This is a genomic window from Luteibacter sp. 22Crub2.1, assembly GCF_900167995.1.
In the GTDB taxonomy this organism is placed as follows: Bacteria; Pseudomonadota; Gammaproteobacteria; order Xanthomonadales; family Rhodanobacteraceae; genus Luteibacter; species Luteibacter mycovicinus.
Map to the genome: position 1 here is coordinate 1 of NZ_FUYT01000023.1, position 26,319 is coordinate 26,319.

Here is a 26,319-nt window from a genome sequence, read left to right on the forward strand (position 1 = left end):
TCCACCACGGAATTGAGGGTATCGATGGTGCGATACGTGCTCTTCACATGGTCGATATTGCGCTGACTATCCAGCGCCCATGTCACCGGGTTGACCAAGTCGGATGCCCACACGGCCAGGCTTACGACGCCGGTCACGGCATGGGCAGCTCCCAGCGAGAAGCCTTCCGCCAAGCCGATCTGGTCGGACACGTATTTCCCGATTGCCCCGCCGACGCTCCCACCGTTCTGCATAGACCAGTCGCGCAGGCTGCCCCGGGCATGGTCGAGCGACGTCTCCGCCTTATCGATCCATTGGCCGGCCCCCGCGACCGCGTCGTCAAGGAGTTGACGGCTCTGTCGATAGTTTTGAACCAACCGATCGCCCACGCTACCGAAGAAGCTCGCATCCGCCTCGCGATTGGCCGTGACGGTCACACCCTCCAGGTTGACCGTGTTGAAGTCCGTCGCCGCGGGTGTGAGCAAGGTCGGAGCGGTGATGTAGTCCGTACTGGCGGGCAACGGCCGCGCGTCCAGCGCTGCGCTGATCGCGTCCCGGGCGATGCTGATCTGCGATGCATCGTAATACGTCGTATAGATGCCTTCGCGGGTGGCGCTGTCGAAGATCGACTGCACCTGCTGCGCGACCGCACGCTGTTCCGGCGTGCCACCCATCGCGCGCTGTTGCACCTGGCTCATGCCCGCAACGAGTGGCCCAGATCCTTGGCGCTGTAGGCGCCGTTCACCGGCGTACCAAGGTCCGAGGTATCCGTGTAAGCGATCCAGTCCGCACGTGAGCCGTAGGCGACCTCGGCCAGGGTCTCGTCACTCACGCCGAAGGACGGATCACGCGACGCCAGCGATGCCACACCCTGGCGGTTGTACGCCCCCAGCAAATCCGTCGGATCGACACTGTGACCGGCCGGTCCCAGGTTGTCGTACGCCGTGCTGTCACCCACATCGCGACGCCATGCGTCCAGCGGGTTCTCCGCCTTGGCCGGCTGCGGCGTGGGCTGATTGAGCGCCTTGGCCGTTTGCGTGCCTATCGTGTTGCCCAGGGCGGATGCTGCGGTGTTGCTCCAGCTGCCCACGCGGTCGTCGCCGAGAGCGATGCTCGCTTCGCGCTGCAACGAGCCGGACAGCAGACTGCCAGCCAGGTCACGGCCGAAGTTGCCGGCGGAAAGAGGACGGCAATCGCGTCACCCAGCGGGAAGCCTTAACGAGTAGCCAGCCCACAACCGATCATATGACCCGCTTCGTTGCCGTCCGTCGCTAGCGCACCGACGGCGACACCGGCCTTGCAACTTGTGACCAAGCCGGGAAAGACCTCCTAACCCATGGCAGATGCTCCACTGACTACCCCGCCGTTGACGGCATTCCCCGCGATAGACATGGACGTTTGCCTTCTCGCCGATATCCGCCATCTCGCAACGTGATGGCGGGTCAACGATGCTCTCTTGTTAGCCTGCTATCAACGCTGATCGCCACAAAGCTCTGCGTTAACAGCAGAAAGCATTTCCTCGAGATTTCGCGGAGCGGAAGAGTCGACATACGATTGCGCAACAAAAAACGGATCGATCATCAGTGCAGAATTATTGAGGTCGAGAAACCTCCCTACAACATAACGAGCAAAATAGCGGGAACCTTGGATGTCGTTGACGTACCAGCACCCACGATAGCGCTGAACGAAGAATTCCCCGATAAAATATCCGGCATGAAGAATCAACCATGACCTATCCTCCTGATCCGATACGTCGACCTCACGAAGCGATTCACTAAGCATCGGAGCAAAAGCCACCGCATGCTTTAGTACTTCATGCGCTGGAGTGATGCCCATATTACCCACGAACTCAACCAGCGAAGGAAGTAGGGCGCCATAAAATTCATCAAACCCAGCTTCTCTCTGTTGAAGAAGCGAATCTTCTTCCGTCACATGCATGATCCTCAGTGATGAATTACATACGGAATATTTTGTTTCGTTAAGTACTGAGCTAGTTCTGGGGACGGCGGCGCATCGAGGAAAATCCAATTAGGGCGATAGCCCGATAGATTCTGCTGCAGCCACGAATCCTTCAGCACCTGCTGCTTAATCTGAGAACTGAGCGGCACTGTGTTCTGAACAGGTTGACCATCAACAGTCGTCCATTGCTTATACGTCTTAACCTCGTTTGCGAGAGTACCTCCGTCGCCCGTTGCTACTGGTGCGTCGACGAAGCGCCCGCCCGCACCAACTATCGTCTCACCACCCACTTCGGCAGCGGGTATTGCAAAATGCCCCTGCCCTGCTGATCCATAGAGCTCTTGAACATACTGTTCTCCAGCCTGCCAACGTTTCGCCCCGGACATACTTCTAACTTGGGACAGTGTATTCGTTGTTGGCGTGTGTGTTAGGCGTAGCGGCTGCGTAGCGTCTTCGGCCAGCGTATCGGCCGCAACGTTCCACACTGCAGCAGCCGCCAGCGTACTTGGCGCCGACGAACTGCCGCGTCATGACCAGCTTGCCGACGCTGTCGTACTGGTTCTCGGTAACGTCACCCTTCGCGTCGATGACGAACCGGAGGCGGTCGTTTTCGTAAACGTAACGCACGGTCTCCGGCGTCGACGACGACGTTGGCGTCGCGCCCGGTGTGGCCGTGCGATACGTGGTCTCGGTCAACAGCTGGTTCGTCGAGCTGTATGTACGGGTGATGGTGTTCCCGAGCTGATCCTGCTCGGAGGTACGATTGCCGAGGGCGTCGTACCCATAGGCGGTCTTGTTTCCGAGCGCATCGGTCACCGATGTGACGTTGTTGTTCGCGTCGTAAGTGTAGGTAGTGGTCTGCCGCTGGCCATTGACCGCCGGCGAAACGACAGCGACAAGGCGCCCACTCACATCGGACTTGTAGGTCCAGCCGCGCCCGCTGGCGTCGGTGATCGTCGTGGCGTTGAGCGTCACGCCCTGCTCGACAACGGTCGCGTAAGCGATGGTCTGGACCGACGCCTCGCTGCCCGACCCGGTGGTGATCGTGGTCACCCGCCAGATGCTGTCGGCACCCTGGGTGTAAGCATAGGCGACGGCGACGCCGTCGCTCTGCGTCAGCCGGGAGATTCGGTTGCTCGTCCCGTCGTACTCGTACGTCGAGGTGAAGCTGGAGGTACTGGCCTGGCTGTCGGAATCGAGCGATGTGGTGACGGTCGTCAGCCGGCCCAGGGCATCGTAGCCATAGGTCACGGCGGTGCGCGTGACGGCGGCACCCCCACCTGCGGGAACTTCCTTGGTCGACAGCGACGTTACCCGCCCCTGCGCGTCGTACCCGAACGTCAGCACATCGCCGTCAGCCGCGGTAATCGACGTCAGCAGCTGATTGGTGTACGCCAGCGTATAGCTACCACCGGTCAGCGGGTCGGAGGCGCTGACGAGCGTGCCATTGGCGTTGTACATCTCCTGCCGGCGGCTGTCCGTGTCGGTCCAGGTCCAGCGAACCGTCGAGGGATCCCATTTGAGTGCGTCGCGGGTGCCGGCCTCACCGGCCGCTCGGTAGGACCCGATGGAAGAGTCATAGGTATAGGTGAGAACCGAGCCGTCCTCGGCCGTTCGCTTGATCGTGCTTCCGGCGGTATTGACGGTCCCCGTCAGGCCGAAGACGTTTCGACTGAAGCCCCAGAGCCAGCCCTGACCCGTGCCGCCGCCCTCGCTATTGTAAGTGCGCAGGTCGGACAGCGAGATGCCGTTGAACACCAGTGCGGAGTCCGCTCCCTGGAGCACCAGGTTGCCGTTGGCGGCATTAAGGTATTGCAGGTCCCGGCTTTGCCCCAGCCCTGCCGCCCCGCCCGATATCAAACCGAGCTGCGACAGCGAACCGTTAAGCAGGCCTAATCCATTACCCGAGACCACTGCGACCATGACTTTCCCCTGGACTGATCGTTGGCCCCCAGTTCCGGGGGCATCTTTCAGTCAATCCAGCGGGCGCGGAAAAAGTTTAGGGCGATGGAGAACTTTTTTTGTTCAGAGCGCCGTTGACGGCGGCCAGGGCATCGTCCGGCGAGATGGCATGCATCGGAGTACCGTGCACATGGACGCTCGAATCGTAGGGCTGGCGCGCCGGGTAGACCTCCCGATGGCGGTCGACGCAGTGGCGTGCACCGTTATACGGCCCATACGTAGCGGCGCTGGTGGCCGCATACAGGCCTACGACGGGCGTTTCCCAGGCATCGGCAAGATGAATATGGCCGCTATCGGGCCCGACCATGGCAACCGCCGTGGACAGCACCCGCGACATCCCGGCCAGATCGACCTGGCGCTCGTGGACGCCACTAGGCCATCGCATCTCGTCCCGGCCTGGTGCCGGCAAGACGATCACCGGCACCCCTGATCCGAGGAGCGCTTCGGCGAGCAGGGACCAGTATCGTTCGGGCCATTCCTTGAAGCGCTCCGCCGCATGAGGACACAGGACAATCGCCGCCTCCCTGCGAACCTCCGGGCCCAGACGCAAACGGGGTGGCGCCGACAGCCCGGCAGCACGTGCCATGGTGTCCCTCACATGCTCGCCATTTACCGGACCGTTGAAGTCGCCAAGCCAGCGGGTCGAACGCGGATCTGCAATCACCGCAAGTGAACCCTCTGCGAACAGAGGGGCGTAAGGGGCGTAACTGCGAAATACGCGCGCATTCGGGTCGGCCGCCGTCACGGCATAGGCGTGAATGGTCGACCCTAGCCTCGTAGACCGTTGCTCACGCACGTGCCATGTCCTTTCCCGTCGCGAAGATGGATGCAGTAGGCATCATAGGCGGGTATGACCGCCATCGCCGATGGCAAGATCAGCCCGCTTCGTTAAGCTCCAGAAACAACTCCTGCAACTCCCCGCCGATCGGCTTCCCGTCCACACAAAGCGTCACGTCGCCCTCGATCCCGGAAACCGGGCAACACCCGTCGACGATACCCAGCAGGTTCGCCGTCGTATCGATCATCGTGTGGCAGATCACCTGGAGGAAGACCTCCTTGTCGTCCTCGTCCAGCCCGTTGAACAGTTCGAGCGCGCGCACCCAGTGCGGATCCACCGCCATCTCCACGGGGGTGCTGCGGAACAGCTCGGAGTAGACCGCGAGGTTGTCGCGGACCACGGTGTTCTGGAGAGCGAGAACGAAACGCTCGGGGGACATGGGTGCCACCTGCTCGAAAGACGGGTTGGGGATGCACCCTATGTGTGGGAGGTGGAGCGCTGGCTCAATAGTGCTCCCGCCCCTCCCGCCTCGGCCGGCGTGAAGCCGGCACGTAGCCGGGCCAGATGGCGTCGTAGAAATACTTTTCCGCCTCGCTGGGCGGCCCGTAGGCCCGGACCGGCGGCGGGATCAGTTTCCGCAGTCGGGCTTCGTTGTGTTCGGCCCAGCGCATAACCATGCGCTGCATGAGGGAGACGCCCCGTAGCGTCGCGCCCTGCCCGCCGCGAGGCCCGTAGCGCCAGCGGACCACCCAGCGGCCATCCTTCGGGCTGACCCGTGCGAAGGCCCGCGAGGTCCCTTCCAGGATCGCGTACTGCCGTTCGCCCATCTGTACCCAGTTCACCTTGGCCATGGGGCCGAGATTAGGTGGGGGTAGTCTCAGATATGTGGACGGGACGGCAGGTTTGCCTGAGGTTGTTCGGGCAAGTCGTTGAGTGCGCGAGGTCCCGGGTCAGTCTGCCGGAACATGGCGACGTGCTCTTCCGGTCGACGCAGCCAGACGCAGCCAAAGGCAGGCAAATGGTCGCAACGTTGCCGTCAAATCGCCTCGAGATGCGTCACCAGCAACCGAACGCTCTCCCTGCCCTGCCAGTCGTTGACGGACAGTTCATAGGCGACACGCATCCGCGCCGGTGGCGGCGTACCGTCGTAGCAGTTGAACATCACCGCATCCAGCGGTGCACCGCCCTGCGTGTGGCGCAGCTGCAAACGCAGATGCCGGCTGCCCATCGGCTTCCATGACGCGCACTCGAAGCGCGCCTCGAACACCGGCGGCGGAAACGCCTGCCCCCACGGTCCGGCGTGCCGAAGCTGCTTCGCCAGATCGAGTGTGTGGTCACGGTAGTCGAGTTCACCATCGGTATGCACGAGTGCCTGCAGATGATCGTCGTCGAGATGCTTGCGGGCGATCGCGTCGAACGCGGCGGCGAAGCGCTCGAAGTCGCGCGCCTGCATGCTCAGGCCTGCCGCCATCGCATGGCCGCCGAAGCGCAGGATCAGACCCGGATGCTTCGCGTCGATCTCGGCCAGCGCATCGCGGATGTGGAACCCGGGAATCGATCGTGCCGACCCCCGCAGCTCATCCGTGTCGTCGCCGGCCGGCGCGAACGCCAGCACGGGGCGATGCAGCTTCTCTTTCAACTTCGAGGCGACGAGACCGACGATGCCGGGATGCCAGCCTTCGTCGAACAACGCCACGCCCACCGCATCGACATGTTTCGCCAGCGAGACCATCCGCTCGGCTTCGTCGACCATGCCCGCCTGCATCTCGCGGCGTTCCTGATTGATGGCCGAAAGCTGTTCCGCGTAACGACGCGCGATGCCGACGTCGTCGGTGAGCAGACAGGCGACACCGAGCGACATGTCTTCCAGTCGACCGGCGGCGTTGAGGCGCGGGCCGATGGCGAATGCGAGATCGGTTGCGGCGATGGTCGACAGCGATCGGCCACTGGCTTCGATCAGCGCCGTGACCCCCGCGCATGCCTTGCCCGCGCGCATGCGCTTCAGGCCGGCTTCGACCAGTACGCGGTTATTGAAATCCAGCGGCACCAGATCGGCCACCGTGCCGAGCGCGACAAGATCGAGCAGCGCGCTCAGGTCGGGTTCGCCGTTCGGAAACCGCCCGGCGTCGCGCATCGATGCGCGTAGCGCCAGCAGCAGGTAGAACATGACGCCGACGCCTGCCAGGGCCTTGCTCGGAAAGCCGTCGCCATCGAGGTTGGGATTCACCATCGCGTCGGCATCGGGAAGCGTGTCGCCCGGCAGGTGATGATCGGTGATCAGCACGCCGATGCCACGCGCTCGCGCGGCCGCGACACCGGCGACACTGGCCACGCCGTTATCGACGGTAACGATCAGGTCCGGTGACGGTTGCAACGATTCGACCAGCGCTTCGCTGAGGCCATAACCGTGGACGAAGCGATTGGGTACGACATGGGCGACGTGTTTCGCACCGAGCAGGTGGAGGCCGCGCACGGCGACCGCCGTGCCCGTCGCGCCATCGCAGTCGTAATCGCCGGCGACGACGATGCGCTTGTCGCTGGCGATGGCGTCCATCAGTACGGCGACGGCGCGATCCATGCCACCGAGCAGGCTGGGCGACAGGAGCCGTGCGAGGCGATGCTCGGCGCCGTCCGGGGTGCTTACGCCGCGTGCGGCGTAGATACGCTGGATCACGGGATGGATGTGCGCGGGCCAGCCGCTGGGTGCGGCGGTGGCGATGCGTTGTCGCCAGACGCGGGTCGTCATGCCTTGCGCCAGAAGCGCAGGCGGTGGTTCTTCTTCAGGACCATGCGGAGGCCGTCGGCGAAGGCGAGGCGGAGTTCGGTGCCTTCGGTCAGCTGGGTTTCCAGGGCGGGCCACCAGGTCTGGTCGAAGTCGTGGGGCTGGGTGTCCTGGAGGTCCAGCAGGGTGTAGGGGGGGAGTGCTGCGTGGGTTTTGCTGTCGCCAGCACCCTTCGCCAGCAGGCTGGCTCCTACAGGAGCCGGCTTGGCTCCTGTGGGGAAGGCACTGCGGGCCTGGACGTCTACGTTGGCTTTGTGGCCGAGGGCCCAGGGGAGGAGGTCGTCGCTGTAGATGCGGCTGAGGCCGCATTCGACCCAGTCGGGGAGGACGCCGGCGCCCCACAGCCAGACGCTGTTGACGGGCGGCAGGTGGCGCGAGGCACGCGAGCGGTTGACCGGGTGGTTGTGCAGGACGACCTGCGCTTCGTTGATCAGGGCGCGCCAGCGACGACCAGCCTCGCCTTTGGGCAGTTGCTCGAACAGGTCGGCGCCGAGGGCTTCTTCCGGCTCGGGGAAGGCGGGTACCTCGATATAGCTGGGCAGACGCAGCTGCCAGTGCTGTGCGTCACCGACGTGCAGGCTCATGCCTTCCGCTTCGAAGGTCTCGGCCAGCGCGGCGACGAGGCTCGCGGACTCCTCCACCGTGAGGCCGAGGTTGCCGCAGGCGAGCAGCCGCGCCCCGCTCAGTTCGGGCTGCACCCAGGCGGGATCGGCGGACAACCACAGCGCGTCGCCCGCGTCGCCCGCGACCGACTGACGGATGACCGCCGCAGCCGGAAGTGCGCCGCCGGGCCAGCGGAAGTGCTCGGCCATCGCGACCATATAACCGGGCAACGCCGCCGGCAACGTCGTGCCGCGCGCCATCCAGGCGGCGAACGGCGCGATGTGGGCGAGTTTGTCGCGTCCCGGCAACAGGACGTTGAGGACGGCGGCCATGCTTACTCCTCGATCTGTTCCAGGATGCCGAGCCATTCGAGCTCGAGGGTTTCCTTTTCGCCGCGCAACGCGGACTGCCGCTGGCTGAGCTTCATCATCTCCGCGGTCGGGCCGTCGTAGACCCTGGGGTCGGCGAGCTGGCTTTCGATCGCGGTGAGCTCCTTGTCCATCGTGGCGATGAGGGTCTCGATCTTCTTCACCCGGGCGCGCAGCGGCTTTTCCTTCTCGCGCTCTTCGGCGCTGAGCTTGCGCTTTTCCTTGGCCGAGGCCTGGATCGGCGCTTCCGGTGCGGCCGAGGCGACGGCGGCGGTCTTGCGCGTGGTGGCGCGCGTGCGCAGCCATTTGGCGTAATCGTCGAGATCGCCATCGAAGGCTTCGACGTCGCCGTCGGCCACGCGCCAGAACTCGTCGCAGACCATGCCGAGCAGATGGCGGTCATGGGACACCAGCACCAGCGCACCGTCGAAGCCGGACAGCGCATCGGCCAGCGCTTCGCGCATGTCGAGGTCGAGATGGTTGGTCGGTTCGTCGAGCAGCAGCAGGTTCGGCTTGTCCCACGCGATCAGCGCAAGCGCGAGACGCGCGCGCTCGCCACCGGAGAACGCATCTACCGGCTCGAAGACGCGGTCGGCGGGGAAGTTCCACGTACCCAGGTAATCGCGCAATGCCTGCTGACCGGCAGTGGGTGCCTTTTCCTGCAGGTGATCGAACGCGCTCCAGCCTTCGTGCAGGCTTTCGACCGTGTGCTGGGCGAAGTAGCCGATCTTCATGTCCTTGTGGAAGGACCGCTCGCCCTTCAACGGTTCCAGTTCGCCGACCAGCGACTTCACCATCGTGGATTTACCGGCGCCGTTCGGACCGAGCAGGCCGATGCGGTCGCCCGACTCGAGACCGAAGGCGACGTCGCGCAACACCACGTGATCGCCGTAGCCTGCGTCGATGTGATCGAGCTGAAGCATCGACGTGGGCAGACGATCCGGCGCGGGGAACGAGAAGCTGAAGCTGCGCTCGGCGCGCACCGCTTCGGTACCGGCCAGCTTTTCAAGGCGCTTCATGCGCGACTGCGCCTGCTTGGCCTTGCTGGCCTTGGCCTTGAAGCGGTCGATGAAGGATTGCAGGTGAGCGCGCTCGGCCTGTTCGCGCACATGCGCGATCTGCTGCTGACGCAGATGCTCGGCACGCTGGCGTTCGAAGGCGGTGTAGTTGCCGGTGTAGAGCTTGGCCGTGCCGTCATGCAGATGCATGGTGTGCGAGATCACGCCGTCGAGGAATTCGCGATCGTGCGAGATGATCAGCAGCGTGCCCGGGTAGCGGCGCAGCCATTCTTCCAGCCACAGCACCGCGTCCAGATCCAGATGGTTGGTCGGCTCATCGAGCAGCAGCAGGTCGGACGGCGCCATCAGCGCGCGGGCCAGGTTGAGGCGCACGCGCCAGCCGCCCGAGAAGGACGACACGGCGCGCTCGTGGGTTTCCGGACTGAAACCCAGGCCATGCATAAGGCGACCGGCGCGGGCACGTGCGTCGTAGCCGTTGAGTTCCTCAATACGGTGGTTGGCCACGGCGGCGGCCTCGTAGTCTTCGCGGTCATAGGCCTCGGCTTCGGCCTTGAGCGCCGCGGCGACCTCGACGTCGCCACCCAGCACGTAGTCGATGGCGGGATCGGGCAGCGACGGAGTCTCCTGTGAGACGGACGCCAGCCGGACCCTGGAAGGCATGTCCAGCTCGCCCACCTCCGGCTCCAGCTCGCCCTTGAGCGCGGCGAACAGGGTGGATTTGCCACAGCCGTTACGGCCGATGACACCCAGGCTCCATCCACTCTGGATGGTGAGGTCCATCTGCGACAGCAGGGTGCGGCTGCCCCGGCGAAGGGCAAGATTGCGAAACGAGATCATGGATTGGGAAGACTGGCGGCTAGCGACCGTCCATGATAACTGCCCCGCCCTGCCCGCGTCCGGAAACGCGACGCAGCACACAGCCGTGAAGGCGACGCGGCGCGCCCCATGGCGTGGGTGAAGGCGATCTGTTAAAACGACGTCCTGCGCCGCATGGGGAGCGCGACGGAGCCATCATGAACACCTTCAAGCCTGTTTTCACCGCGATCGCCCTGGCGCTCGTGTCCGCCGCCATGGTCCCGGCCGCTCACGCGGGCGACAGCCTGCTGGTCAACCGCGTTCAGCAGGAGCAGGCCATGAACCTGCCCAGGAAGGGCATGAGCATGGCCCAGGTGGAACGCCAGTTCGGCGCGCCGACGTCCAGACTCGACTCGCGCGGCGGCGGCAGCGCGAAGCAGCCGGTCATCAACCGCTGGATGTACCCGGGCTACATCGTCTATTTCGAGCGCAGCCACGTGGTCCACACGGTGCTGAATACGCCGGCCGGCAACAACCTGAATCCGCAAGTCGCCAGGTAACCGGCGGATTACAGCAGCAGTAACGAGGAAGCCCTACAATAGCCGGCTTCCTTTGCTGCCCCGTTGCCCGCCATGACCGACCGCACTTCGTATCGCCTGCCCGCCGAATGGGAGCCGCAGGCCGGCGTTCTGATCGCCTGGCCGCACGCGGATACCGACTGGGCCGACCGTCTGGCCGAGGTCGAGAGCACCTATGTGGCGCTGGCCGCCGCCGTGACCCGCTACGAACCGCTGCACGTCATCGTCGCCGATGGCGAGTTGCGTGAACGCGCGCGGCTGCTCACCGGGCAGGCCGGTGCCGACATGTCACGCCTGCACTTCATCGAACTGCCCTACGACGATACCTGGCTGCGCGACTCCGGCCCGATCACGCTGACCGGCCCCGACGGTGTGCTGCTCAACGATTACCGTTTCACCGGCTGGGGCGGCAAGTTCGGCGCCGAGCAGGACGACGCGCTGATCTCCGGCCTGCTCGAGCGTGGCGTGCTCTCCGGCCTGCCGCACAAGCGGATCGACTGGGCGCTGGAAGGCGGCGGTATCGAGAGCGACGGTCGGGGCACCATCCTCACCACGTGGAAGTGCCTCAACCAGCGTCACCCGGACCTGTCGCGCGAAACCATGACCGAAACGCTGGCCACCACGCTGCACGCCGACCGCGTGCTCTGGCTGGACCACGGTTACCTTGAAGGCGACGACACCGACGCCCATATCGACACGCTGGCCCGCTTCTCCGAAGACGGCGGCATCGTGTATCAGGCGTGCGACGACGCCAGCGATCCGCACTTCGAGGAACTGGGCCAGATGGCCTCGGAACTCGCCGAACTGCGCACCCCGGATGGCAAGCCGTACCCGTTGCACCCGCTGCCCTGGGCGCAGCCGATCCTCGACGATGGTCGTCGACTGGCCGCGTCCTATGCGAACTACCTGATCGTCAACGGCGCGGTGCTCGTGCCGGCGTATGGCGATCCGGCGGACGCGGAAGCGGCGCGGATCATCGGCCTCGCCCATCCGGGCCGTGAGATCGTCCAGGTACCTTGCCGTCCGTTGATCTGGCAGAACGGCAGCCTGCATTGCATCACCATGCAGCTGCCCGCCGCCATCGCCAAGTAAGGAAGAAGTCATGTCCCGCAAGACTCTCAAGGTCGCCCTCCTCCAGGAAACCGACCGCGGCAGCCGCGACGCCAACCTCGACGCGATCGAGCAGGCCCTGCGCGACGCGGCCGGAGCCGGCGTCGAACTGGTGCTGCTGCAGGAACTGCACAACGGCCCGTACTTCTGCCAGCACGAAAGCGTCGACCTGTTCGATCTCGCCGAGACCATTCCCGGCCCGAGCACCGAGCGCCTGGGCAAGCTTGCCGAAGAGCTCAAACTCGTCGTCGTCGCCTCGATCTTCGAGAAGCGCGCGACCGGCCTGTATCACAACACCGCGGTGGTCTTCGATCGCTCGGCCGTCATCGCGGGCAAGTACCGCAAGATGCACATCCCCGACGACCCGGCGTTCTACGAGAAGTTCTACTTCACGCCGGGCGACCTGGGTTTCGATCCGATCCAGACGTCGGTCGGCAAGCTCGGCGTGCTCGTCTGCTGGGACCAGTGGTATCCGGAAGCCGCGCGCCTGATGGCGCTGGCCGGCGCCGATATCCTGTTCTACCCGACCGCGATCGGCTGGGATCCGAAGGACTCCGACGAAGAAAAAGCGCGTCAGCGCGAGGCATGGATCACCGTGCAGCGCGGCCATGCCGTCGCCAACGGCCTGCCCCTGCTCTCGTGCAACCGCACGGGCTACGAGGCGGATCCAACCAGCGTCGGCAACGGCATCCAGTTCTGGGGCTCCAGCTTCGTCGCCGGTCCGCAGGGTGAGTTCCTCGCCCAGGCCGGTACGGACGGTCGTGAACTGCTGATCGTCGATGTCGACATGGAACGCAGCGAGCACGTGCGCCGCATCTGGCCGTTCCTGCGCGACCGTCGTATCGACGCCTATGCCGATCTCACCAAGCGCTTTCGCGATTAAGACATCCAACGGACACCCGAGCGCATGATTCCTGCCGAGAACGACGTCACCCTGCCCGCCGCCCTGGAAGGCCAACCCATCGAGCGCATGACGCGCGACGGCGTCGACTACGTCATTCTCGGCACCGCGCACGTGTCACGCGCCAGCGTGCAGGCGGTGGATGCGCTGCTGGAAACGGAGCACTTCGACGCGGTGGCGGTGGAACTGTGCGCCAGTCGTGCGCATGGCATCCGCGATCCGGAAGCGTTCAAGCAGATGGATCTGTTCCAGGTCATCCGTCAGGGCAAGGCCGGCATGGTCGCCGCGAGCCTCGTGCTCGGCGGCTTCCAGAAACGTCTCGCCGCGCAATACGGCATCGAGCCGGGCGCGGAAATGAAGGCCGCCATGGACGGCGCCGAAGCGCGCAACCTTCCGGTGTGGCTGGTGGATCGCGAAGTCGGCACCACGCTCAAGCGCGCCTGGCGCAGCGTCGGTTTCTTCCAGCGCTTCGGTCTCATGGCCGGCATGCTCGGCAGCGTGTTCGAGCGTGAGGAGATCGCCGAGGAAGACATCGAAAAACTGAAGCAGGCAGACCTGCTCGAAAGCGCGTTCAGCGACTTCGCCCAGGGCTCGGCACCGCTTTATCGCGCACTGATCGCCGAGCGCGACGAATACATGGCCGCGCGCCTGCGCGAAAACGGCCAGCAGATGGATGTCGCCGCGCCATCGCGCAAGGTGCTTGTCGTCATCGGTGCCGGCCACCTCAAGGGCATGAGCAGGCAGCTTGCCGATCAGCAGGGCGATGCCCGTTCGACGGCGGATGACCTCGCTGTCACGCCACCCGCCTCGCACTGGCCAAAGATCGTCGCCGTAGGCGTGGTGCTCGCGATCTTCGCTGCCATCGGCTTCGCCTTCTACCGCAGCCCGAGCCTGGGCGCCGACGCCGTGAAGAGCTGGATTCTGCTGACGGGCGGCCTTTCCGCGCTCGGCGCCCTGATCGCGGGCGGTCATCCGCTGTCGATCATCGCCGCGTTCATCGCCGGTCCGCTTAAGCCTTTCCGGCCCGGCATCCCGTCCGGCGCCTTCAGCGCCATGGCCGAAGCGTGGGTCCGCAAGCCGCGCGTGCTCGACTTCGAACACCTGCGTGACGACATCACGCACTGGACCGGCTGGTGGAAGAATCGGGTGGCCCGCACCCTGCTCAACTTCTTCCTGGTCTGCGTCGGCACCATCGCCGGCGAGTACATCGCGGGCTTCCACATCATCAAAAGTCTTCTCTGACGCGAACTTACGCCTGAGTTGTTCCCCGTTGCGACAGCCCTCTATACTTCGACCGCTGTTCAACCCCGGCCCCGCCCGGCACCCAGGGAACTCTTAATGAAGCGTCTGCATCTGGTTGGTCTGATCGCTGTAGCTCTGTGTGCCGCATCCGCGGCGCATGCCGAAGGGGATAAGGCCCGGGGACGGACGCTCGTCTACACCTGCAATGGCTGCCACGGCGTGCCCGGCTATGCCAACGCCTACCCCGAATACCATGTGCCGCACATCGTCGGCCAGAACGAGCAGTACATCGTCAACGCCCTGAAGGCGTACAAGAGTGGCGAGCGCACGCACCCGACGATGGGCGCCCAGGCGCAGAGCATGTCCGATCAGGAAATCGAGGACATCGCCGCCTACCTCTCCAGTATCGCCAAGTAAGCCGCCGAGGACGAATGATGATCCGTGGTTTCTCCCTGATTGCCATGGGCGCGCTGCTCGCGCTGACCGCCACCCAGACCTTCGCCGCCGGTGACCCGGCGCGCGGCAAAACCAAGATCGCGACCTGCGTCGCCTGCCATGGGCAGGACGGCAATTCCGTCGACCCGCAGTATCCCCGCCTGGCCGGCCAGTACGCCGACTATCTCGCGCAGGCCCTGCACGAGTACAAGGACGGACGCCGTGGCAACGCCATCATGAAGGGCTTCGCGGCCACGTTGTCCGATCAGGACATCGACGACGTGTCGGCGTATTTCGCGACGATGCCGTCGAAGCTGCAGGGGCTCGAGCACCACATCCAGGGCGACTGACCGCCCTGTAGGAGCGCGCCCTGCGCGCGATGCTTTTCATTCTCGCGCGTCATTCGCGCGCGGGGCGCGCTCCTACATTTAGCCGGCTGCTTTGGCGAAATAGGGGGCGTCGCCGGTTTCGTGATCGGTGACGTCGCGCACTTCCGTAATCTCCGGCACGCGCTCGCGCAGGGTCTTCTCCACGCCATTCTTCAGCGTGACGTCGACCATGCCGCAGCCGTGGCAACCGCCACCGAAACGCAGCACGACGATGCCGTCGGCGGTGACCTCGACGAGGGAGATGCGACCGCCGTGCGAGGCGATCTGCGGGGCGACTTCGGACTCGAGGACGTATTTGACCCGTTCGACCACGCCAGCACCCTCACCCGGGGCGTCGCCCTTGATGCGCGGCGCACGGATGTTGAGCTGGCTGCCGGTAGGCGTCATCTCGTAGTCGATGTTGGCTGGATCGAGCCAGCGCATGCTCTCGCCGTCGACGTAGAGATTGAAGCCGGTGCATTCGATCGTCCACTCGTCGCCGGTCAGCTCCGAGGCTTCGCAGAATTCGAGTTCGCACTGTGCGGCAGGCGTCCCGGCCTCGACGACGCGCAAGCGAACGCCGAGGCCATCATCACCCTGCTGGGCGATCAGGCGCTGGAAATGCGCCTGCGCGCGTTCCGTGATGTCGATCATGGGGGCTCCGGTATCGGGTCCGGCGTGGGGAGCGCCGGAATACAGCACCATTCTAGTACTGTTTCCTCCGGGATGCCGCCTTTTGACAATTCAGGCGCAAGCATCGACGCTTCGCGCTTTCCTCTGCCGGATGCCCGCCATGACCCTCTCCCCGCTCGCGACCCAGCATTGCCAGCCACGCAAAGGCCCGGAGAATGCGCTCGACCGGGCGACGCTCGACCAGCACCTTGCCGGTCTGCCGGGCTGGACGGTGACCGCGGACGGCAAGGCCATCGTGAAGGACTTTTCCTTCAAGGACTTCCATCACACGCTGGGCTTCATCAATGCGGTCGGATTCATGGCCAACCAGGAAGACCACCATCCGGACCTCGAAGCGGGCTACGGCCATTGCCAGGTGCTCTGGTCCACGCATGACGTCGGCGGCCTCTCACTCAACGACGTGATCTGCGCCGCACGCGTCGAGGCCCTGCTCGATCGCTGACGTGTCACCCCGCGCCTCCCGCTGGATGGTCGCGGCGACGCTCGTCGCGGCGGTCGCCTTGCTGTTCGCCCTCCCCCGGTACGCCGCCACGGTGGTACGCGGTGCGATCGAGCGTGAAAGCGCAAACGACCGCGTCGCGTTCGCCGAAGGCCGCTCGCCGTGGTCGTGGCGTTTTTCCGGCGTCGAGGACGTGGTGGCCGGTCGTGCGTTTGGCGGAGGCAGACTCGCGACGTCGCCTCCTGGACTGAGCGTCCAGGCGACAGACGCGGATGGCTTCGAGATTGGCCTGGTGTTGCGGCGTGATGCCGACCTCGTCCGCCTCGACACGTTCTACCTGGACGCCACGGCATCGGCGACGGGACGCTACGCGCTTGCGGTGAGGGAAACGCTGACGAGTCCGGGACGACATGCCGACCTCGGTACGCTGACGCCCGCGGAGCTTGGCCGGCCCGTGAGGCTCGACAGGCTGTCGTGGACTGACGATCAGGGCCGCGCCGTCGATCCACCGCGTCGGGCCGCCATGCTGCGCATTCGGGCTGTGTTGCCGGTGGGTGCGACGCTGAGTCTACGCAGCGCGCAGCTGGCGTTGGCGGAGGGGGCCTTCTTGCCACCTCCGGTGATGCTGCCCGATGACCTGTCGGCGGAGGGCTTGTTGGCACTCCGGGACCGGGAGCGTGCGGCGGATCCGCTGGTCGCGTTCGGTGGGGCTCCGGAACGCGTACGTGCCACGTCGGCGGGGTCCTACCCTTCACCCGCCTGGCCTGGCTGGGTGGAGGTCGGGATTTATCTGGCTCTGGTGTCGGCCGTCGGGTGGCGCCGCCAGGGCGATCGCGCACGTCGACCTGTCGACGACGGGGCCGTCTCCCACCCGGGCTGGCGAGCTCTGGCCGGCGCCGGGCTCGATGTGGCGCTCGTCCTGGCGGGCCCGTTGTGGTTTATCACTGGGCTGGGGCTCTCGTTGCGGCCGGCGCCGCCTGGCATCGCGGCGTTCGCTATCGGCGTGGGCTATGCCGTGGCGCTGGGCGCGCGGCGGCAGTTGCCGTCGTGGCACTGGGCAGGCGCGTGGCGCCAGGCGGGCTGGCCCTTGCTGGCTGTCGCGGTCGCCGGCGGCATCGCGCTTGCGGTGGGGCATTCGCCCGCATGGCCTCCTGCCGGGCGCACCCTCCTCTATATAGGGTGGGCGCTTTTTCAGCAGTGGCTGATTCTGGCCGTCGTGGCCGCCCTGCTCGACCGGGCGGTCCCCCGAGCGGTCGCCATCCTGCTGGCCGCCCTCGCCTTCGCGCTGCTGCACACACCCAACGGGCTGCTGATGCAGCTCTGCTTCGTCGCCGAACTGGGCTGGGCCTGGTGGTACCTGCGCCAGCGTGCCCTGTTGCCCGTCGCCGTGGCACATGCGCTAAGCGCCGTGATCCTCCAGGCCTGTGTCGCGGGCGGCCTGTTGCGGTCGCTCGAGGTCAGTGCGCGGTTCCTCGCCTGATCAGTCGCGCAGTTTGTCGAGGAACGCCTTCAGATCGTCGGGCAACGGCGCCGAAAAGTCGTAGTTCTTGCCGCCAAGGTCGAAGCTCATGCGCGCCGCGTGCAGGAACATCCGCTTCAGGCCCTTCGCGCGGAACCGCTTGTTGGCCTCCTCATCGCCGTATTTCGGATCGCCCGCGAGCGGATGGCCGACATATTGGGCGTGAACGCGGATCTGGTGGGTACGACCCGTACCCAGTGTCGCCTGCATCAGGCGCGAGGCCGGGTACTGCTCCAGTTCCTGGAAGAACGTAAGCGAGGGCTTGCCTGCGTCGTCGACCCGTACCATCCGCTCGCCGCCGTGCATCACCGACTTCAGCAGCGGCTGATTGACGTCGAACTTCGCCTTACGCGGCGTACCGGTCATCAGGCAGAGGTATTGCTTGACCACCTCGTTGTCGCGGATCAAGGCCTGCAGGCCAGTCAGACCCGGACGCGAGCGAGCCAGAACCAGGACGCCGCTGGTGTCGCGATCCAGCCGGTGGACCAGTTCGAGGTGCTCGTTCGGACGAGCCGCGCGCAGCAGCTCGATGGCTCCGTGGCTCACGCCGCTGCCGCCATGCGCCGCGATGCCCACGGGCTTGTCGATCACCAGAAAGTGTTTGTCTTCGAAAATGACCGAGTCGGCCACCGCACGGACCATGCCCGAGGGCGCCACCGTCTCATCGCGCTCCGCGACGCGTACCGGTGGAATCCGCAGCATATCGCCGGCGGCGAGGCGCGTTTCCGGCTTGGCCCGTTTGCCATTGATGCGAACCTGTCCGGTTCTCAGGATGCGGTAGACCAGGCTGCGCGGCACTCCCTTCAGGAGGGTCATCAGAGCGTTGTCCACGCGCTGACCGTCCCTTTCGGGTCCGATTTCGACGATGCGCACACCTTGGCCGCCGTCGAGGGAAGTTGCCGTCTGCATTGATAAAACTCGAAATTGATAGGATACTCGGCCAGCGCCAGGCTCCGCTGAAGACTTATCTCTCGCGGGGTGCCTGTACCGTCACGTAAGGCGAGTGTCGCGCGGGTCCGTCCGAGGGGGCGGAACGCGAAGACACCCCACATCGTAACGGTTCGGGTTGCGGTTGTCCGGCTAATCCGTAGGGACGCGGACCGGTTGCAAGGCGCTTATCACGAATCACGCCGGGTCCAGGTATCGGTCCCGGATCCCATGCCGCTTGAAGCCTCACCGCTGCGGCGCGATCCCCGGCAGGCCGCCAATCAGGCGCCACCGCGGCCCGCGGCCGCGCGGCAAGGCCGAGGAAATTACAATGAAGCGTATGCTTATCAACGCGACTCAGCGCGAAGAGTTGCGTGTGGCCATCGTCGATGGTCAGAACCTTTACGATCTCGATATCGAAATCCCGTCCCGCGAGCAGAAAAAGGCCAATATCTACAAAGGCCGTATCACTCGCGTCGAGCCCTCCCTCGAAGCCTGCTTCGTCGACTACGGCGCCGAGCGCCACGGGTTCCTTCCCCTGAAGGAAATCTCCCGCGACTACTTCAATCCGAATGCGGAAGGTAAGTCGAACATCCGCGATCTCCTCAAGGAAGGCCAGGAGATCATCGTCCAGGTCGAGAAGGAAGAACGCGGTAACAAGGGCGCCGCCCTCACCACGTTCATCAGCCTCGCCGGCCGGTACATGGTCCTGATGCCGAACAACCCCCGTGCCGGCGGCGTCTCGCGCCGCATCGAGGGTGAGGACCGCCAGGCCCTGAAGGAAGCCATGGAGCACCTGGAGGTGCCCGACGAAATGGGTCTCATCGTGCGCACCGCCGGCATGGGCCGCGACGCCGAAGAACTCCAGTGGGATCTGGACTACCTCCTGCAGCTCTGGAAGTCGATCTCCGGCGCCGCCAACTCGCAGAAGGCGCCGTTCCTGATCTACCAGGAATCGAAGCTGTTCATCCGCGCCCTGCGCGACTACCTGCGTAACGACATCGGCGAAATCCTCATCGACGAGGAGTCGCTGTATCAGGACGCCCGCGATTTCGTCCAGCAGGTGATGCCGAACAACCTGCGCAAGCTCAAGCTTTACCAGGATCCGACCCCGCTGTTCTCGCGGTACCAGATCGAAACCCAGATCGAGAGCATCTTCGAGCGTAACGTGCGCCTGCCCTCGGGCGGCTCCATCGTCATCGACCAGACCGAAGCCCTGATCGCCATCGACATCAACTCGTCGAAGGCCACCAAGGGCAGCGACATCGAAGAGACGGCGTTCAACACCAACCTCGAAGCCGCCACCGAGATCGCCCGTCAGCTGCGCATCCGCGATGCCGGCGGCCTGATCGTCATCGACTTCATCGACATGGACAGCCCTCGCCATCAGCGCGAGGTCGAAGAGCGCCTGAAGGACGCCCTCAAGGCGGACCGCGCCCGCGTCCAGATCGGTCGTATCTCGCGCTTCGGCCTGCTGGAGATGTCCCGCCAGCGCCTGCGCCCGAGCCTCGGCGAAGCCACCCAGAACGTTTGCCCGCGTTGCGAAGGCCACGGCCACATCCGCAGCGTGGAGTCGCTGGCGCTGTCGACCCTGCGCCTGATCGAAGAACACGCGATGAAGGAAAACACCGGGCAGGTCCTGGTGCAGGCGCCGTCCGCGGTCGCCAACTTCATGCTCAACGAGAAGCGCGCCAGCGTCGTCGAGATCGAGCTGCGCCACAGCGTCCACGTGGTCGTGGTCGCCGACGAAAAACTGGAAACCCCGCACCTCGAGATCACCCGCATCCGCGAAGCGGACATGGGCGAGCACAGCAAGCCGAGCTACGAGCGCACCACCCCGGTGGTCGCCCAGGCCCTGCCGAAGATGGGCCAGGCCCTCGGCAGCGGCGAGCAGCCGCTGGTGACCGGCGTCGTGCCGGCGTCGCCCGCCCCCATTCGTGAGGAAGTGGCCGAGCCGGTCCCCGTCGCCGCACCCGTGCCGCGCGTTTCCGCCCCGGCCGCTCCGACCGGCGGCTTCTTCTCGCGCCTGTTCGGCAGCCTGTTCGGGGGCGGCAACGCCCAGCCGGCAGCGGCGCCGCAGCCGGCCGCACCCGCCCGCCGCGAGGAATCGCGCTCCGGCGGCCGCAACGACCGCAACGATCGCGGCAACCGCCGTGACCGCGACGATCGTCGTGGCAACGAAGGCCGCGGTCGCAATAACGAACAGCGCCAGTCGCAGGGTCAGCGCAAGGAGCGCGACGCCGCGCCGGTGCAGGGCAAGGGCCAGCAGCAGCCCAAGGGCGGCAAGCAGGCTCAGGTCCGCGACGAGAAAGCTCCGCGCCAGAAAGACAACGCCCAGCAGCAGGGTCGCCAGGGTGGCCGTCAGGAACAGCCGCAGGGCGGCGAGAGCACCGGCCGCCGCGAGAGGCAGCCGCGTGGCGAGCGCCAGCCGCAGGGCGAGAAGGTCGAGAAGGCGGCGAACGTCAACGTCGCTCCGGTCGCGGCTCCGCGCAACCCGGCCGAGAAGCCGGTGACCGCGCCGGTCCTCAACGATGACGAAAAGCTGATTCTCGACGCCGAGGCACTGGGTGTCGACGCGACCGCCACGGGTGAAGTCAACGGCGACGCGCCGTCGACCGATGCCGGCAAGGACACCGAGGGTGGCCAGCGCCGTCGTCGCGGCCGTCGTGGTGGCCGCCGCCGTCGTCGCCAGGAAGAAGGCACGGCAGCCGGTGGCGTCGAAGGCGCCGCGGGTGCCGACGACCTCGACGACGAAGACGGTGACGACGAAGGCCAGGCCGATACCGGCCGCTCCAGCCCCAGCGTCCCGCCGATGCTCGACACCGCCGCGGCCGCCGAGAACGCGTTCGCGGTCGAGGCTCCCCGCCACGAGGCGACTCGCCCTGCTCCGTCGGCTCCGTCTGCTCCGGCAGCCTCGGCTGCGGGCAACGCGGACGATGAGAACGTGCCGTCGGCACTGACGCTGTCGTCGCTGCCGAAGTTGCCGCCGATCCCGGGTCAGTCCCCGGCGCCCGCGCCGTCGCGCTCCGTCGTCGACCCGGCCACCCCGGCCGACTCGGCACAGACCCGGACGACCGAGCGTCGCCAGACCGAGTCGGATGCTCCGCTGAACTCCGCCCCGACCACGGGCTCGGCTCCGGTGCCCGCCGCTGCGGCGCCGGCTCAGCACGCCGCTCCGGTCGTCGCAGCGGAAGACGCCATCCAGCCCGCGGCCTCGCCCGCGAGCCAGCCGTCGGTGCTCGACGCCCCGGCACGCGGCATGCTGCCGACCGAAGCTGACGAGGCCCGCGCAGGCGTCAAGGCGACGACGCCGGGCCCGGCGGCTGTGACGGAGGCCGCCGCATCGGCTCCGGCTAAGGCTCCGGCGCCGGCAGAAACGCCGACCTCGGCTCCCGTGAAGACGTCGGTCGAAGCTGTTGCCCCGGCGGAAGTTCCGGCTCCTGCTTCTGCTCCCGCGCCGGTGGCGGTGGCGGCACCGGCACCGGCACCGGCACCGGCGCCTGCTCCGGTTCCGACGCCAGCTCCGGCCGCGACACCTGTTCCGGCTCCGGCTCCGACTCCGGCGCCAGCTCAGGCTCCGACGCCAGCCCCTACCCCGACGGCCAGCGCACCGGTCGCCGAGAGCCCGCCGGTCAAGGCCGACGAGGATGCGATCGAGCACGGAAAAGCGCCTTCGGCACTGCCTGCGGATCCGACGGCGGTCACCCCGAAGTCGCCTGAGGCTTCCAACGTGTCGCCGGTGTCGCACACCCCGCCTACCGCACCCAAGCCTGCGTCGACGCCGCTGCCGGCCCAGGGCGACCTGCTGACGCGTCCGCGTCAGGAGCCGTCCTCCGGCGATACGCCACGCGACGACGCGTAAGCCTGCGGGGAGGCTTCGGCCTCCCCGAAAGCTGAGTGACTCGTCGTTCCAAACGAAAAACGCCGGGCTGAGAAGCCCGGCGTTTTTCGTTACAGCGAGCCGATCGTGTGACCGATCAGGTGCCGACCTGGTGATTGTGCGTATCGAGCAGGCCGTGTACGGTCATGAGGTGGGCCAGCCCGACCACGTGCTCCACGTGCAGCTTCTCCATCAGGCGCTGCTTGTAGGTCGATACGGTCTTCGGACTGAGGTTCAGACGCTCGCCGATGGACGTGAGCGGCATGCCGCGCACCAGCATCATCGATACCTCCATCTCACGCGTAGACAGCGTGTCGAACGGCGAATCCGAGCCGTCGAGGGTCGCAAGGGCCAGCTGCTGCGCCACCGTTGGCGCAAGGTAGCGACGGCCGGATGCGACCTGACGCACGGCGCTGAGCAGCTCGTCCGACGAGCAACCCTTGGTGAGATACCCCAGCGCACCCGCGTCGAGCAGGCGCTTGGGAAAGCGCGCGTCGTCCACCACCGTGAGAATCACGATGTTGGTGCGCAACTTCGCACGGATCACCCGCTCAGTCAGTTCCACGCCGCTCATACCGGGCATGTGGACGTCGACAAGCGCGATATCCGGCGACTGGGAACGGATAAGACGCAGGCCTTCCTCCGCTGAACCGGCTTCACCCCTGATACGGATGTCCGCCTGCTGCTGCAGGATCATCCGAAAGCCGGTCCTGACCAGTTCGTGGTCGTCGACCAAAACAACATTAATCATTCTTTGCCCTCCCTGGGCCGACTGTACTTCTATGCGCGCGGTGTGGCCCGCACGCTGCCTGCGAATGCATACAATGCCAGATGTGCAGGCGAGACAACCAGCGTGACGGTATGATCATGGAATGCCTTCGAGGCCTGTAGCGGTAATCTCCCACCGTCGTGAGGCGATGCGACCCGATGGTCGTGTAGGCGTCGTCCGCGCTGATCTATAGGGTTTCGCCTACACGCAAAGATGCGCGATAACGGTGACGCGATTATTGCCGGAAGAAGCGCACTGGGACGGAATGGACGTGGCCGCCCCTGGCTCCACTTATCCGAGGCGACATACCCGTCACGCGGGGCGCACGCCACCGTCAACGGGATGGCGCGAAGCTGGTCGCTCACTCGAGGAGATTGACCATGGCTAATGAGAAAAATCGCCCGCCGCAGCATCCTGGACAGAACGATGCGCCGTCAGAGAAGCGCGGTCCGACGCAGCAGCCCGAGACCGATTCTTCCGGCGACCCGGTCGATGACACGGGCGAAGACAATCAGAGCAGTAAGTAGTCGCTCTTAGCGCAGCGCGTCGATGCGGTGATCGCTGGACTTCAGATCAGCCCGCAACCGGCGCGCCGCGCGATTGGCGGCACGCTTCCTCAACAGGACAATGCCCGCAAGAATGAGAATAACCGGTCCCCATCGCCCTCCGGCTGCCTGCGCGAGCAACCTGCCTGCCGCCAGTGAACCGATCGTATTGACGTGTGAACCCGTCGTGCTGGCCATGATGCCTTCCCCGTTTCATCGGTGCGCTGACTGCGCTGACACACAGACTTACCGCTGCGACATGGCAGGCGCGTGAAGCCAGCGACTAGGCGGTATTTACCTCTGCATTCAGCCTGGCGGCGTGGCGATGCCAGCTGACAATACGGCGATCGCATGACGGGTAATGACCTCGGCGTCGATGTGCCCGCGCAGCGGATCGTCTTTCCATTTGCGAATCGCGGACATCGGCAGCACGGTCAGGCTCAGCACTGTGGTCATCAGCAACGCCGGATCGAGCCCCTTGCTCAGACGGCCCTCTTCCTGCCAGCGTCGAATCGTGTCGATCACGACGATCTGGCGCGAGTCGCCCAGACGTTTCTGCATGTGTTGCTTGAACAGATCGTTGTCGCTCAGCATCTCGCCGAAAAACACCGGGCCCATCCACGGCGAGTCGCCGGCAATCGTGACGAAGCGCCGGGCAAGTTCGCTGAATGCGGCGACGGGATCCTCCGCGTTGTCGAGAAAGATGCCTTCGAGTCGCTTCCGCATCGGAGCGATGCGCTCGTCGAACAGGACGTCGAATAACTGCTCACGGGTCTTGAAGTAGTAATGCACCGCGGCCGAGGTCATGCCCGCCGCCCGTGCGATGCCGGCCAGCGTGGTTTCGGCGTAACCCTTACGAGCAATCAGTTCCAGCGCGATGTCGACCAGACGCTGACGCTGATCGGGGCCATCGGGCTGAAGCGGTGGCCGGCCGGGCCGACGGCCACGGCGGGGAGCGGAAGTAACCAAGCAAACTCCTGACATCGTCGACGACGACCTGAATACCACGACCGCCGGACCGATTGACCATCCACGGTGTCGCATTTATATTAACTTACCCATTAATTAAATTCACTGGACGCCTCGTGACCGCCTCCTCCACTCCGGAAACGGCCAGCTCACCCACTTCATCGCCGTCCCTGCGCGTCCTGTTCCCCGCCCTGATGCTGGTCATGCTGCTGGCAGCGCTGGACCAGACCATCGTGTCGACGGCGCTGCCGACCATCGTCACGGAACTGGGCGGTTTCAACCAGCTGTCCTGGGTGGTCACCGCCTACCTGCTGAGTTCGACCGTCGTGGTCCCGCTCTACGGTAAATTCGGCGACCTGTTCGGGCGCAAGATCGTCCTTCAGACAGCCATCGCCCTCTTCCTGCTGGGCTCGGTCCTGTGCGGGCTCGCCCAGAACATGGATCAGCTGATCGCCATGCGCGCTCTGCAGGGCCTCGGCGGCGGCGGCTTGCTGGTGGTCGCCATGGCGTCGATCGGCGATGTGATCCCACCGGCCGAGCGCGGCAAGTACCAGGGCCTCTTCGGTGGCGTATACGGGCTGGCCACCGTGCTCGGGCCTCTGGTCGGCGGCTTCATGGTCGACCACCTCTCGTGGCGCTGGATCTTCTACGTGAACCTGCCGCTGGGTCTGATCGCCGTTGCGGTGATCGCCGCGGCGTTTCATCCGCACGTTCGACACGTAAAGCACACCATCGACTACTGGGGCGCCGGCTGGCTCACCCTCGCCTTGAGCTGCCTGATCCTGTTCACCACCGAGGGCGGCACGATCCTGCCCTGGAACGCGGCGGAACTGTGGTTCATCCTCACCTTTGCCGTCGTCGGCGTCGTCGGCTTCATCTACGAGGAGTCGATCGCCAGCGAACCGATCATCCCGCTCGGCCTGTTCCGTCACCGCACGTTCCTGCTCAGCTGCATCATCGGTCTCTTCGTGGGTGCCGCCCTGTTCGGGTCGACCACCTTCATGCCCCTGTACCTGCAGGTCGTGAAGGGGGTCTCGCCCACCGGCGCGGGCATGCAGCTGCTTCCGCTGATGGGCGGCGTGCTGGTCAGCTCCATCGTCAGCGGACGCGTGATCAGTCGCATCGGCCGCTACCGGATCTTCCCGATCGTCGGCACCTTCATCGCCACGGTCGCACTGACCCTGCTCGGCACCCTGCACAACGACAGCCCCATCGCCCTGCTGTATGCCTACGCCGGCCTGCTCGGTCTGGGCCTCGGCATGGTCCTTCAGGTCCTCATCCTCGCCACTCAGAACAGCGTCGACATGAAGCACATGGGCGTAGCGACGTCCGGCGTCACACTGTTTCGGTCGATCGGCGGCTCCGTCGGCGTGTCCGTGTTCGGCGCGGTGTTCAGTAACGGGTTGCAGTCGCGGCTGGCCGACATGATGCCCGCCGGCGTGCCCGCGCCGCATTCGCTGCGCCCGGACGCCGTCAATGCACTGCCACCCGACGTCCACGCCCGCTATCTCGAGGCGTTCGGCGCGTCGCTGCATACCGTGTACGACGTGGGCGCGTGCGTTATCGCGGTCGCGTTCTTCTTCGCCTGGTGGATGAAGGACATGCCGCTACGTCGCGCCTCCCACCCGGCTGCGCCGGTCGCGACGGGCAAGCCGGCCGCCGCCGAGGAGCGGGTGGCCGAAGCGGAAGCCTGAACGTC

The 26,319-nt window shown here is 65.6% G+C and carries 27 protein-coding genes; 11 read left to right on the plus strand and 16 right to left on the minus strand.

The window, feature by feature from the left end; genetic code table 11:
* The 11 genes from B5X73_RS19215 to B5X73_RS19255 form a co-directional block, all read right to left on the minus strand.
* The coding region (locus tag B5X73_RS19215) for a hypothetical protein (RefSeq protein WP_139382848.1) at positions 1-677 on the minus strand (677 nt) is incomplete at its 3' end.
* A complete protein-coding gene (locus B5X73_RS19220) occupies positions 674-1,108 on the minus strand; it encodes a hypothetical protein (RefSeq protein ID WP_079522930.1) in 435 nt (144 codons plus the stop codon). The genes B5X73_RS19220 and B5X73_RS19215, both read right to left, overlap by 4 nt.
* 341 nt (positions 1,109-1,449) lie before the next feature.
* A complete protein-coding gene (locus B5X73_RS20795; protein ID WP_139382849.1) occupies positions 1,450-1,911 on the minus strand; it encodes a hypothetical protein in 462 nt (153 codons plus the stop codon).
* A gap of 11 nt (positions 1,912-1,922) precedes the next feature.
* Positions 1,923-2,324 carry a hypothetical protein gene (locus tag B5X73_RS20800; RefSeq protein ID WP_139382850.1) on the minus strand — a complete coding sequence of 134 codons (402 nt, stop codon included), beginning with the start codon at positions 2,322-2,324 and terminating at the stop codon, positions 1,923-1,925.
* A 4-nt stretch (positions 2,325-2,328) separates the two neighbouring features.
* Entirely contained in the window at positions 2,329-3,861 is a 1,533-nt protein-coding gene (locus B5X73_RS19225) for an RHS repeat protein (RefSeq protein ID WP_079522931.1), read from the minus strand.
* A gap of 76 nt (positions 3,862-3,937) precedes the next feature.
* Entirely contained in the window at positions 3,938-4,696 is a 759-nt protein-coding gene (locus tag B5X73_RS19230) for a glycosyltransferase family 9 protein (protein WP_139382851.1), read from the minus strand.
* Between the two features lie 79 nt (positions 4,697-4,775).
* Positions 4,776-5,117 carry a hypothetical protein gene (locus B5X73_RS19235; RefSeq protein ID WP_079522933.1) on the minus strand — a complete coding sequence of 114 codons (342 nt, stop codon included), beginning with the start codon at positions 5,115-5,117 and terminating at the stop codon, positions 4,776-4,778.
* Positions 5,118-5,181: 64 nt separating this feature from the next.
* A complete protein-coding gene (locus tag B5X73_RS19240) occupies positions 5,182-5,529 on the minus strand; it encodes a hypothetical protein (protein ID WP_139382852.1) in 348 nt (115 codons plus the stop codon).
* A gap of 185 nt (positions 5,530-5,714) precedes the next feature.
* On the minus strand, positions 5,715-7,424 hold the full coding sequence (gene recJ, locus B5X73_RS19245; RefSeq protein ID WP_079522935.1) for a single-stranded-DNA-specific exonuclease RecJ: 1,710 nt from the start codon (positions 7,422-7,424) through the stop codon (positions 5,715-5,717).
* The gene (locus B5X73_RS19250) at positions 7,421-8,395 is read right to left on the minus strand and encodes a hypothetical protein (RefSeq protein ID WP_079522936.1); all 975 of its coding nucleotides are present in this window, start codon (positions 8,393-8,395) and stop codon (positions 7,421-7,423) included. Before B5X73_RS19250 ends, recJ begins: the two co-directional genes overlap by 4 nt.
* Positions 8,396-8,397: 2 nt before the next feature.
* Positions 8,398-10,287, minus strand: coding sequence for an ABC-F family ATP-binding cassette domain-containing protein (locus B5X73_RS19255; protein ID WP_036114395.1), 1,890 nt, complete (start codon positions 10,285-10,287; stop codon positions 8,398-8,400).
* A gap of 233 nt (positions 10,288-10,520) precedes the next feature.
* On the opposite strand from B5X73_RS19255, the gene B5X73_RS19260 reads away from it, so the two are divergent.
* From B5X73_RS19260 to B5X73_RS19285, 6 genes are all read left to right on the plus strand, one after another.
* On the plus strand, positions 10,521-10,805 hold the full coding sequence (locus B5X73_RS19260) for a hypothetical protein (protein WP_254857342.1): 285 nt from the start codon (positions 10,521-10,523) through the stop codon (positions 10,803-10,805).
* Positions 10,806-10,877: 72 nt separating this feature from the next.
* Complete coding sequence (locus tag B5X73_RS19265) at positions 10,878-11,915, plus strand: agmatine deiminase family protein (protein WP_079522965.1); 1,038 nt, start codon at positions 10,878-10,880, stop codon at positions 11,913-11,915.
* A gap of 10 nt (positions 11,916-11,925) precedes the next feature.
* Entirely contained in the window at positions 11,926-12,816 is an 891-nt protein-coding gene (locus B5X73_RS19270) for a carbon-nitrogen hydrolase (RefSeq protein ID WP_079522938.1), read from the plus strand.
* 24 nt (positions 12,817-12,840) lie between these two features.
* A complete protein-coding gene (locus B5X73_RS19275; RefSeq protein WP_079522939.1) occupies positions 12,841-14,076 on the plus strand; it encodes a TraB/GumN family protein in 1,236 nt (411 codons plus the stop codon).
* A gap of 96 nt (positions 14,077-14,172) precedes the next feature.
* Complete coding sequence (locus B5X73_RS19280; RefSeq protein WP_036114406.1) at positions 14,173-14,493, plus strand: c-type cytochrome; 321 nt, start codon at positions 14,173-14,175, stop codon at positions 14,491-14,493.
* A 17-nt stretch (positions 14,494-14,510) separates the two neighbouring features.
* The gene (locus B5X73_RS19285; protein WP_036114408.1) at positions 14,511-14,861 is read left to right on the plus strand and encodes a c-type cytochrome; all 351 of its coding nucleotides are present in this window, start codon (positions 14,511-14,513) and stop codon (positions 14,859-14,861) included.
* Positions 14,862-14,939: 78 nt separating this feature from the next.
* On the opposite strand, the gene B5X73_RS19290 is transcribed toward B5X73_RS19285, so the two are convergent.
* A complete protein-coding gene (locus B5X73_RS19290; RefSeq protein ID WP_036114409.1) occupies positions 14,940-15,533 on the minus strand; it encodes an NfuA family Fe-S biogenesis protein in 594 nt (197 codons plus the stop codon).
* Between the two features lie 139 nt (positions 15,534-15,672).
* Between B5X73_RS19290 and B5X73_RS19295 the strand changes: the two genes are divergently transcribed.
* A complete protein-coding gene (locus B5X73_RS19295; protein ID WP_079522940.1) occupies positions 15,673-16,014 on the plus strand; it encodes a 4a-hydroxytetrahydrobiopterin dehydratase in 342 nt (113 codons plus the stop codon).
* Position 16,015: 1 nt separating this feature from the next.
* On the plus strand, positions 16,016-17,491 hold the full coding sequence (locus tag B5X73_RS19300) for a CPBP family glutamic-type intramembrane protease (protein WP_139382853.1): 1,476 nt from the start codon (positions 16,016-16,018) through the stop codon (positions 17,489-17,491).
* On the opposite strand, the gene B5X73_RS19305 is transcribed toward B5X73_RS19300, so the two are convergent.
* A complete protein-coding gene (locus B5X73_RS19305) occupies positions 17,492-18,439 on the minus strand; it encodes an RluA family pseudouridine synthase (RefSeq protein WP_079522942.1) in 948 nt (315 codons plus the stop codon). It lies immediately after the preceding gene.
* Positions 18,440-18,788: 349 nt separating this feature from the next.
* Here B5X73_RS19305 and B5X73_RS19310 point away from each other — a divergent pair, with 349 nt between their 5' ends.
* Positions 18,789-22,319, plus strand: coding sequence for an Rne/Rng family ribonuclease (locus B5X73_RS19310; protein ID WP_079522943.1), 3,531 nt, complete (start codon positions 18,789-18,791; stop codon positions 22,317-22,319).
* Positions 22,320-22,434: 115 nt separating this feature from the next.
* On the opposite strand, the gene B5X73_RS19315 is transcribed toward B5X73_RS19310, so the two are convergent.
* Positions 22,435-23,088 (minus strand): response regulator, encoded by a 654-nt coding sequence (locus B5X73_RS19315; RefSeq protein WP_036114414.1) that lies wholly within the window; start codon positions 23,086-23,088, stop codon positions 22,435-22,437.
* Between the two features lie 398 nt (positions 23,089-23,486).
* On the opposite strand from B5X73_RS19315, the gene B5X73_RS21110 reads away from it, so the two are divergent.
* The gene (locus B5X73_RS21110; RefSeq protein WP_176167897.1) at positions 23,487-23,633 is read left to right on the plus strand and encodes a hypothetical protein; all 147 of its coding nucleotides are present in this window, start codon (positions 23,487-23,489) and stop codon (positions 23,631-23,633) included.
* Positions 23,634-23,639: 6 nt separating this feature from the next.
* On the opposite strand, the gene B5X73_RS19320 is transcribed toward B5X73_RS21110, so the two are convergent.
* Positions 23,640-23,849 (minus strand): hypothetical protein, encoded by a 210-nt coding sequence (locus B5X73_RS19320; RefSeq protein WP_036114417.1) that lies wholly within the window; start codon positions 23,847-23,849, stop codon positions 23,640-23,642.
* Between the two features lie 108 nt (positions 23,850-23,957).
* Positions 23,958-24,620: a TetR/AcrR family transcriptional regulator gene (locus tag B5X73_RS19325; protein WP_051943770.1), complete on the minus strand. Its 663-nt coding sequence runs from the start codon at positions 24,618-24,620 to the stop codon at positions 23,958-23,960.
* Between the two features lie 116 nt (positions 24,621-24,736).
* On the opposite strand from B5X73_RS19325, the gene B5X73_RS19330 reads away from it, so the two are divergent.
* Positions 24,737-26,314 carry an MDR family MFS transporter gene (locus B5X73_RS19330; RefSeq protein ID WP_217699796.1) on the plus strand — a complete coding sequence of 526 codons (1,578 nt, stop codon included), beginning with the start codon at positions 24,737-24,739 and terminating at the stop codon, positions 26,312-26,314.
* Positions 26,315-26,319 lie beyond the last annotated feature (5 nt).

Coding starts and splice junctions, on each gene's coding strand:
- B5X73_RS19305 (WP_079522942.1), bottom strand. CDS start 18,439: ATGCAGACGGCAACTTCCCTCGACGGCGGCCAAGGTGTGCGCATCGTC.
- B5X73_RS19320 (WP_036114417.1), bottom strand. CDS start 23,849: ATGGCCAGCACGACGGGTTCACACGTCAATACGATCGGTTCACTGGCG.
- B5X73_RS19315 (WP_036114414.1), bottom strand. CDS start 23,088: ATGATTAATGTTGTTTTGGTCGACGACCACGAACTGGTCAGGACCGGC.
- B5X73_RS19260 (WP_254857342.1), top strand. CDS start 10,521: ATGGTCCCGGCCGCTCACGCGGGCGACAGCCTGCTGGTCAACCGCGTT.
- B5X73_RS19275 (WP_079522939.1), top strand. CDS start 12,841: ATGATTCCTGCCGAGAACGACGTCACCCTGCCCGCCGCCCTGGAAGGC.
- B5X73_RS20800 (WP_139382850.1), bottom strand. CDS start 2,324: ATGTCCGGGGCGAAACGTTGGCAGGCTGGAGAACAGTATGTTCAAGAG.
- B5X73_RS19290 (WP_036114409.1), bottom strand. CDS start 15,533: ATGATCGACATCACGGAACGCGCGCAGGCGCATTTCCAGCGCCTGATC.
- B5X73_RS19295 (WP_079522940.1), top strand. CDS start 15,673: ATGACCCTCTCCCCGCTCGCGACCCAGCATTGCCAGCCACGCAAAGGC.
- B5X73_RS21110 (WP_176167897.1), top strand. CDS start 23,487: ATGGCTAATGAGAAAAATCGCCCGCCGCAGCATCCTGGACAGAACGAT.
- recJ (WP_079522935.1), bottom strand. CDS start 7,424: ATGACGACCCGCGTCTGGCGACAACGCATCGCCACCGCCGCACCCAGC.
- B5X73_RS19285 (WP_036114408.1), top strand. CDS start 14,511: ATGATCCGTGGTTTCTCCCTGATTGCCATGGGCGCGCTGCTCGCGCTG.
- B5X73_RS19280 (WP_036114406.1), top strand. CDS start 14,173: ATGAAGCGTCTGCATCTGGTTGGTCTGATCGCTGTAGCTCTGTGTGCC.
- B5X73_RS19255 (WP_036114395.1), bottom strand. CDS start 10,287: ATGATCTCGTTTCGCAATCTTGCCCTTCGCCGGGGCAGCCGCACCCTG.
- B5X73_RS19265 (WP_079522965.1), top strand. CDS start 10,878: ATGACCGACCGCACTTCGTATCGCCTGCCCGCCGAATGGGAGCCGCAG.
- B5X73_RS19310 (WP_079522943.1), top strand. CDS start 18,789: ATGAAGCGTATGCTTATCAACGCGACTCAGCGCGAAGAGTTGCGTGTG.
- B5X73_RS19240 (WP_139382852.1), bottom strand. CDS start 5,529: ATGGCCAAGGTGAACTGGGTACAGATGGGCGAACGGCAGTACGCGATC.
- B5X73_RS19225 (WP_079522931.1), bottom strand. CDS start 3,861: ATGGTCGCAGTGGTCTCGGGTAATGGATTAGGCCTGCTTAACGGTTCG.
- B5X73_RS19270 (WP_079522938.1), top strand. CDS start 11,926: ATGTCCCGCAAGACTCTCAAGGTCGCCCTCCTCCAGGAAACCGACCGC.
- B5X73_RS19250 (WP_079522936.1), bottom strand. CDS start 8,395: ATGGCCGCCGTCCTCAACGTCCTGTTGCCGGGACGCGACAAACTCGCC.
- B5X73_RS19235 (WP_079522933.1), bottom strand. CDS start 5,117: ATGTCCCCCGAGCGTTTCGTTCTCGCTCTCCAGAACACCGTGGTCCGC.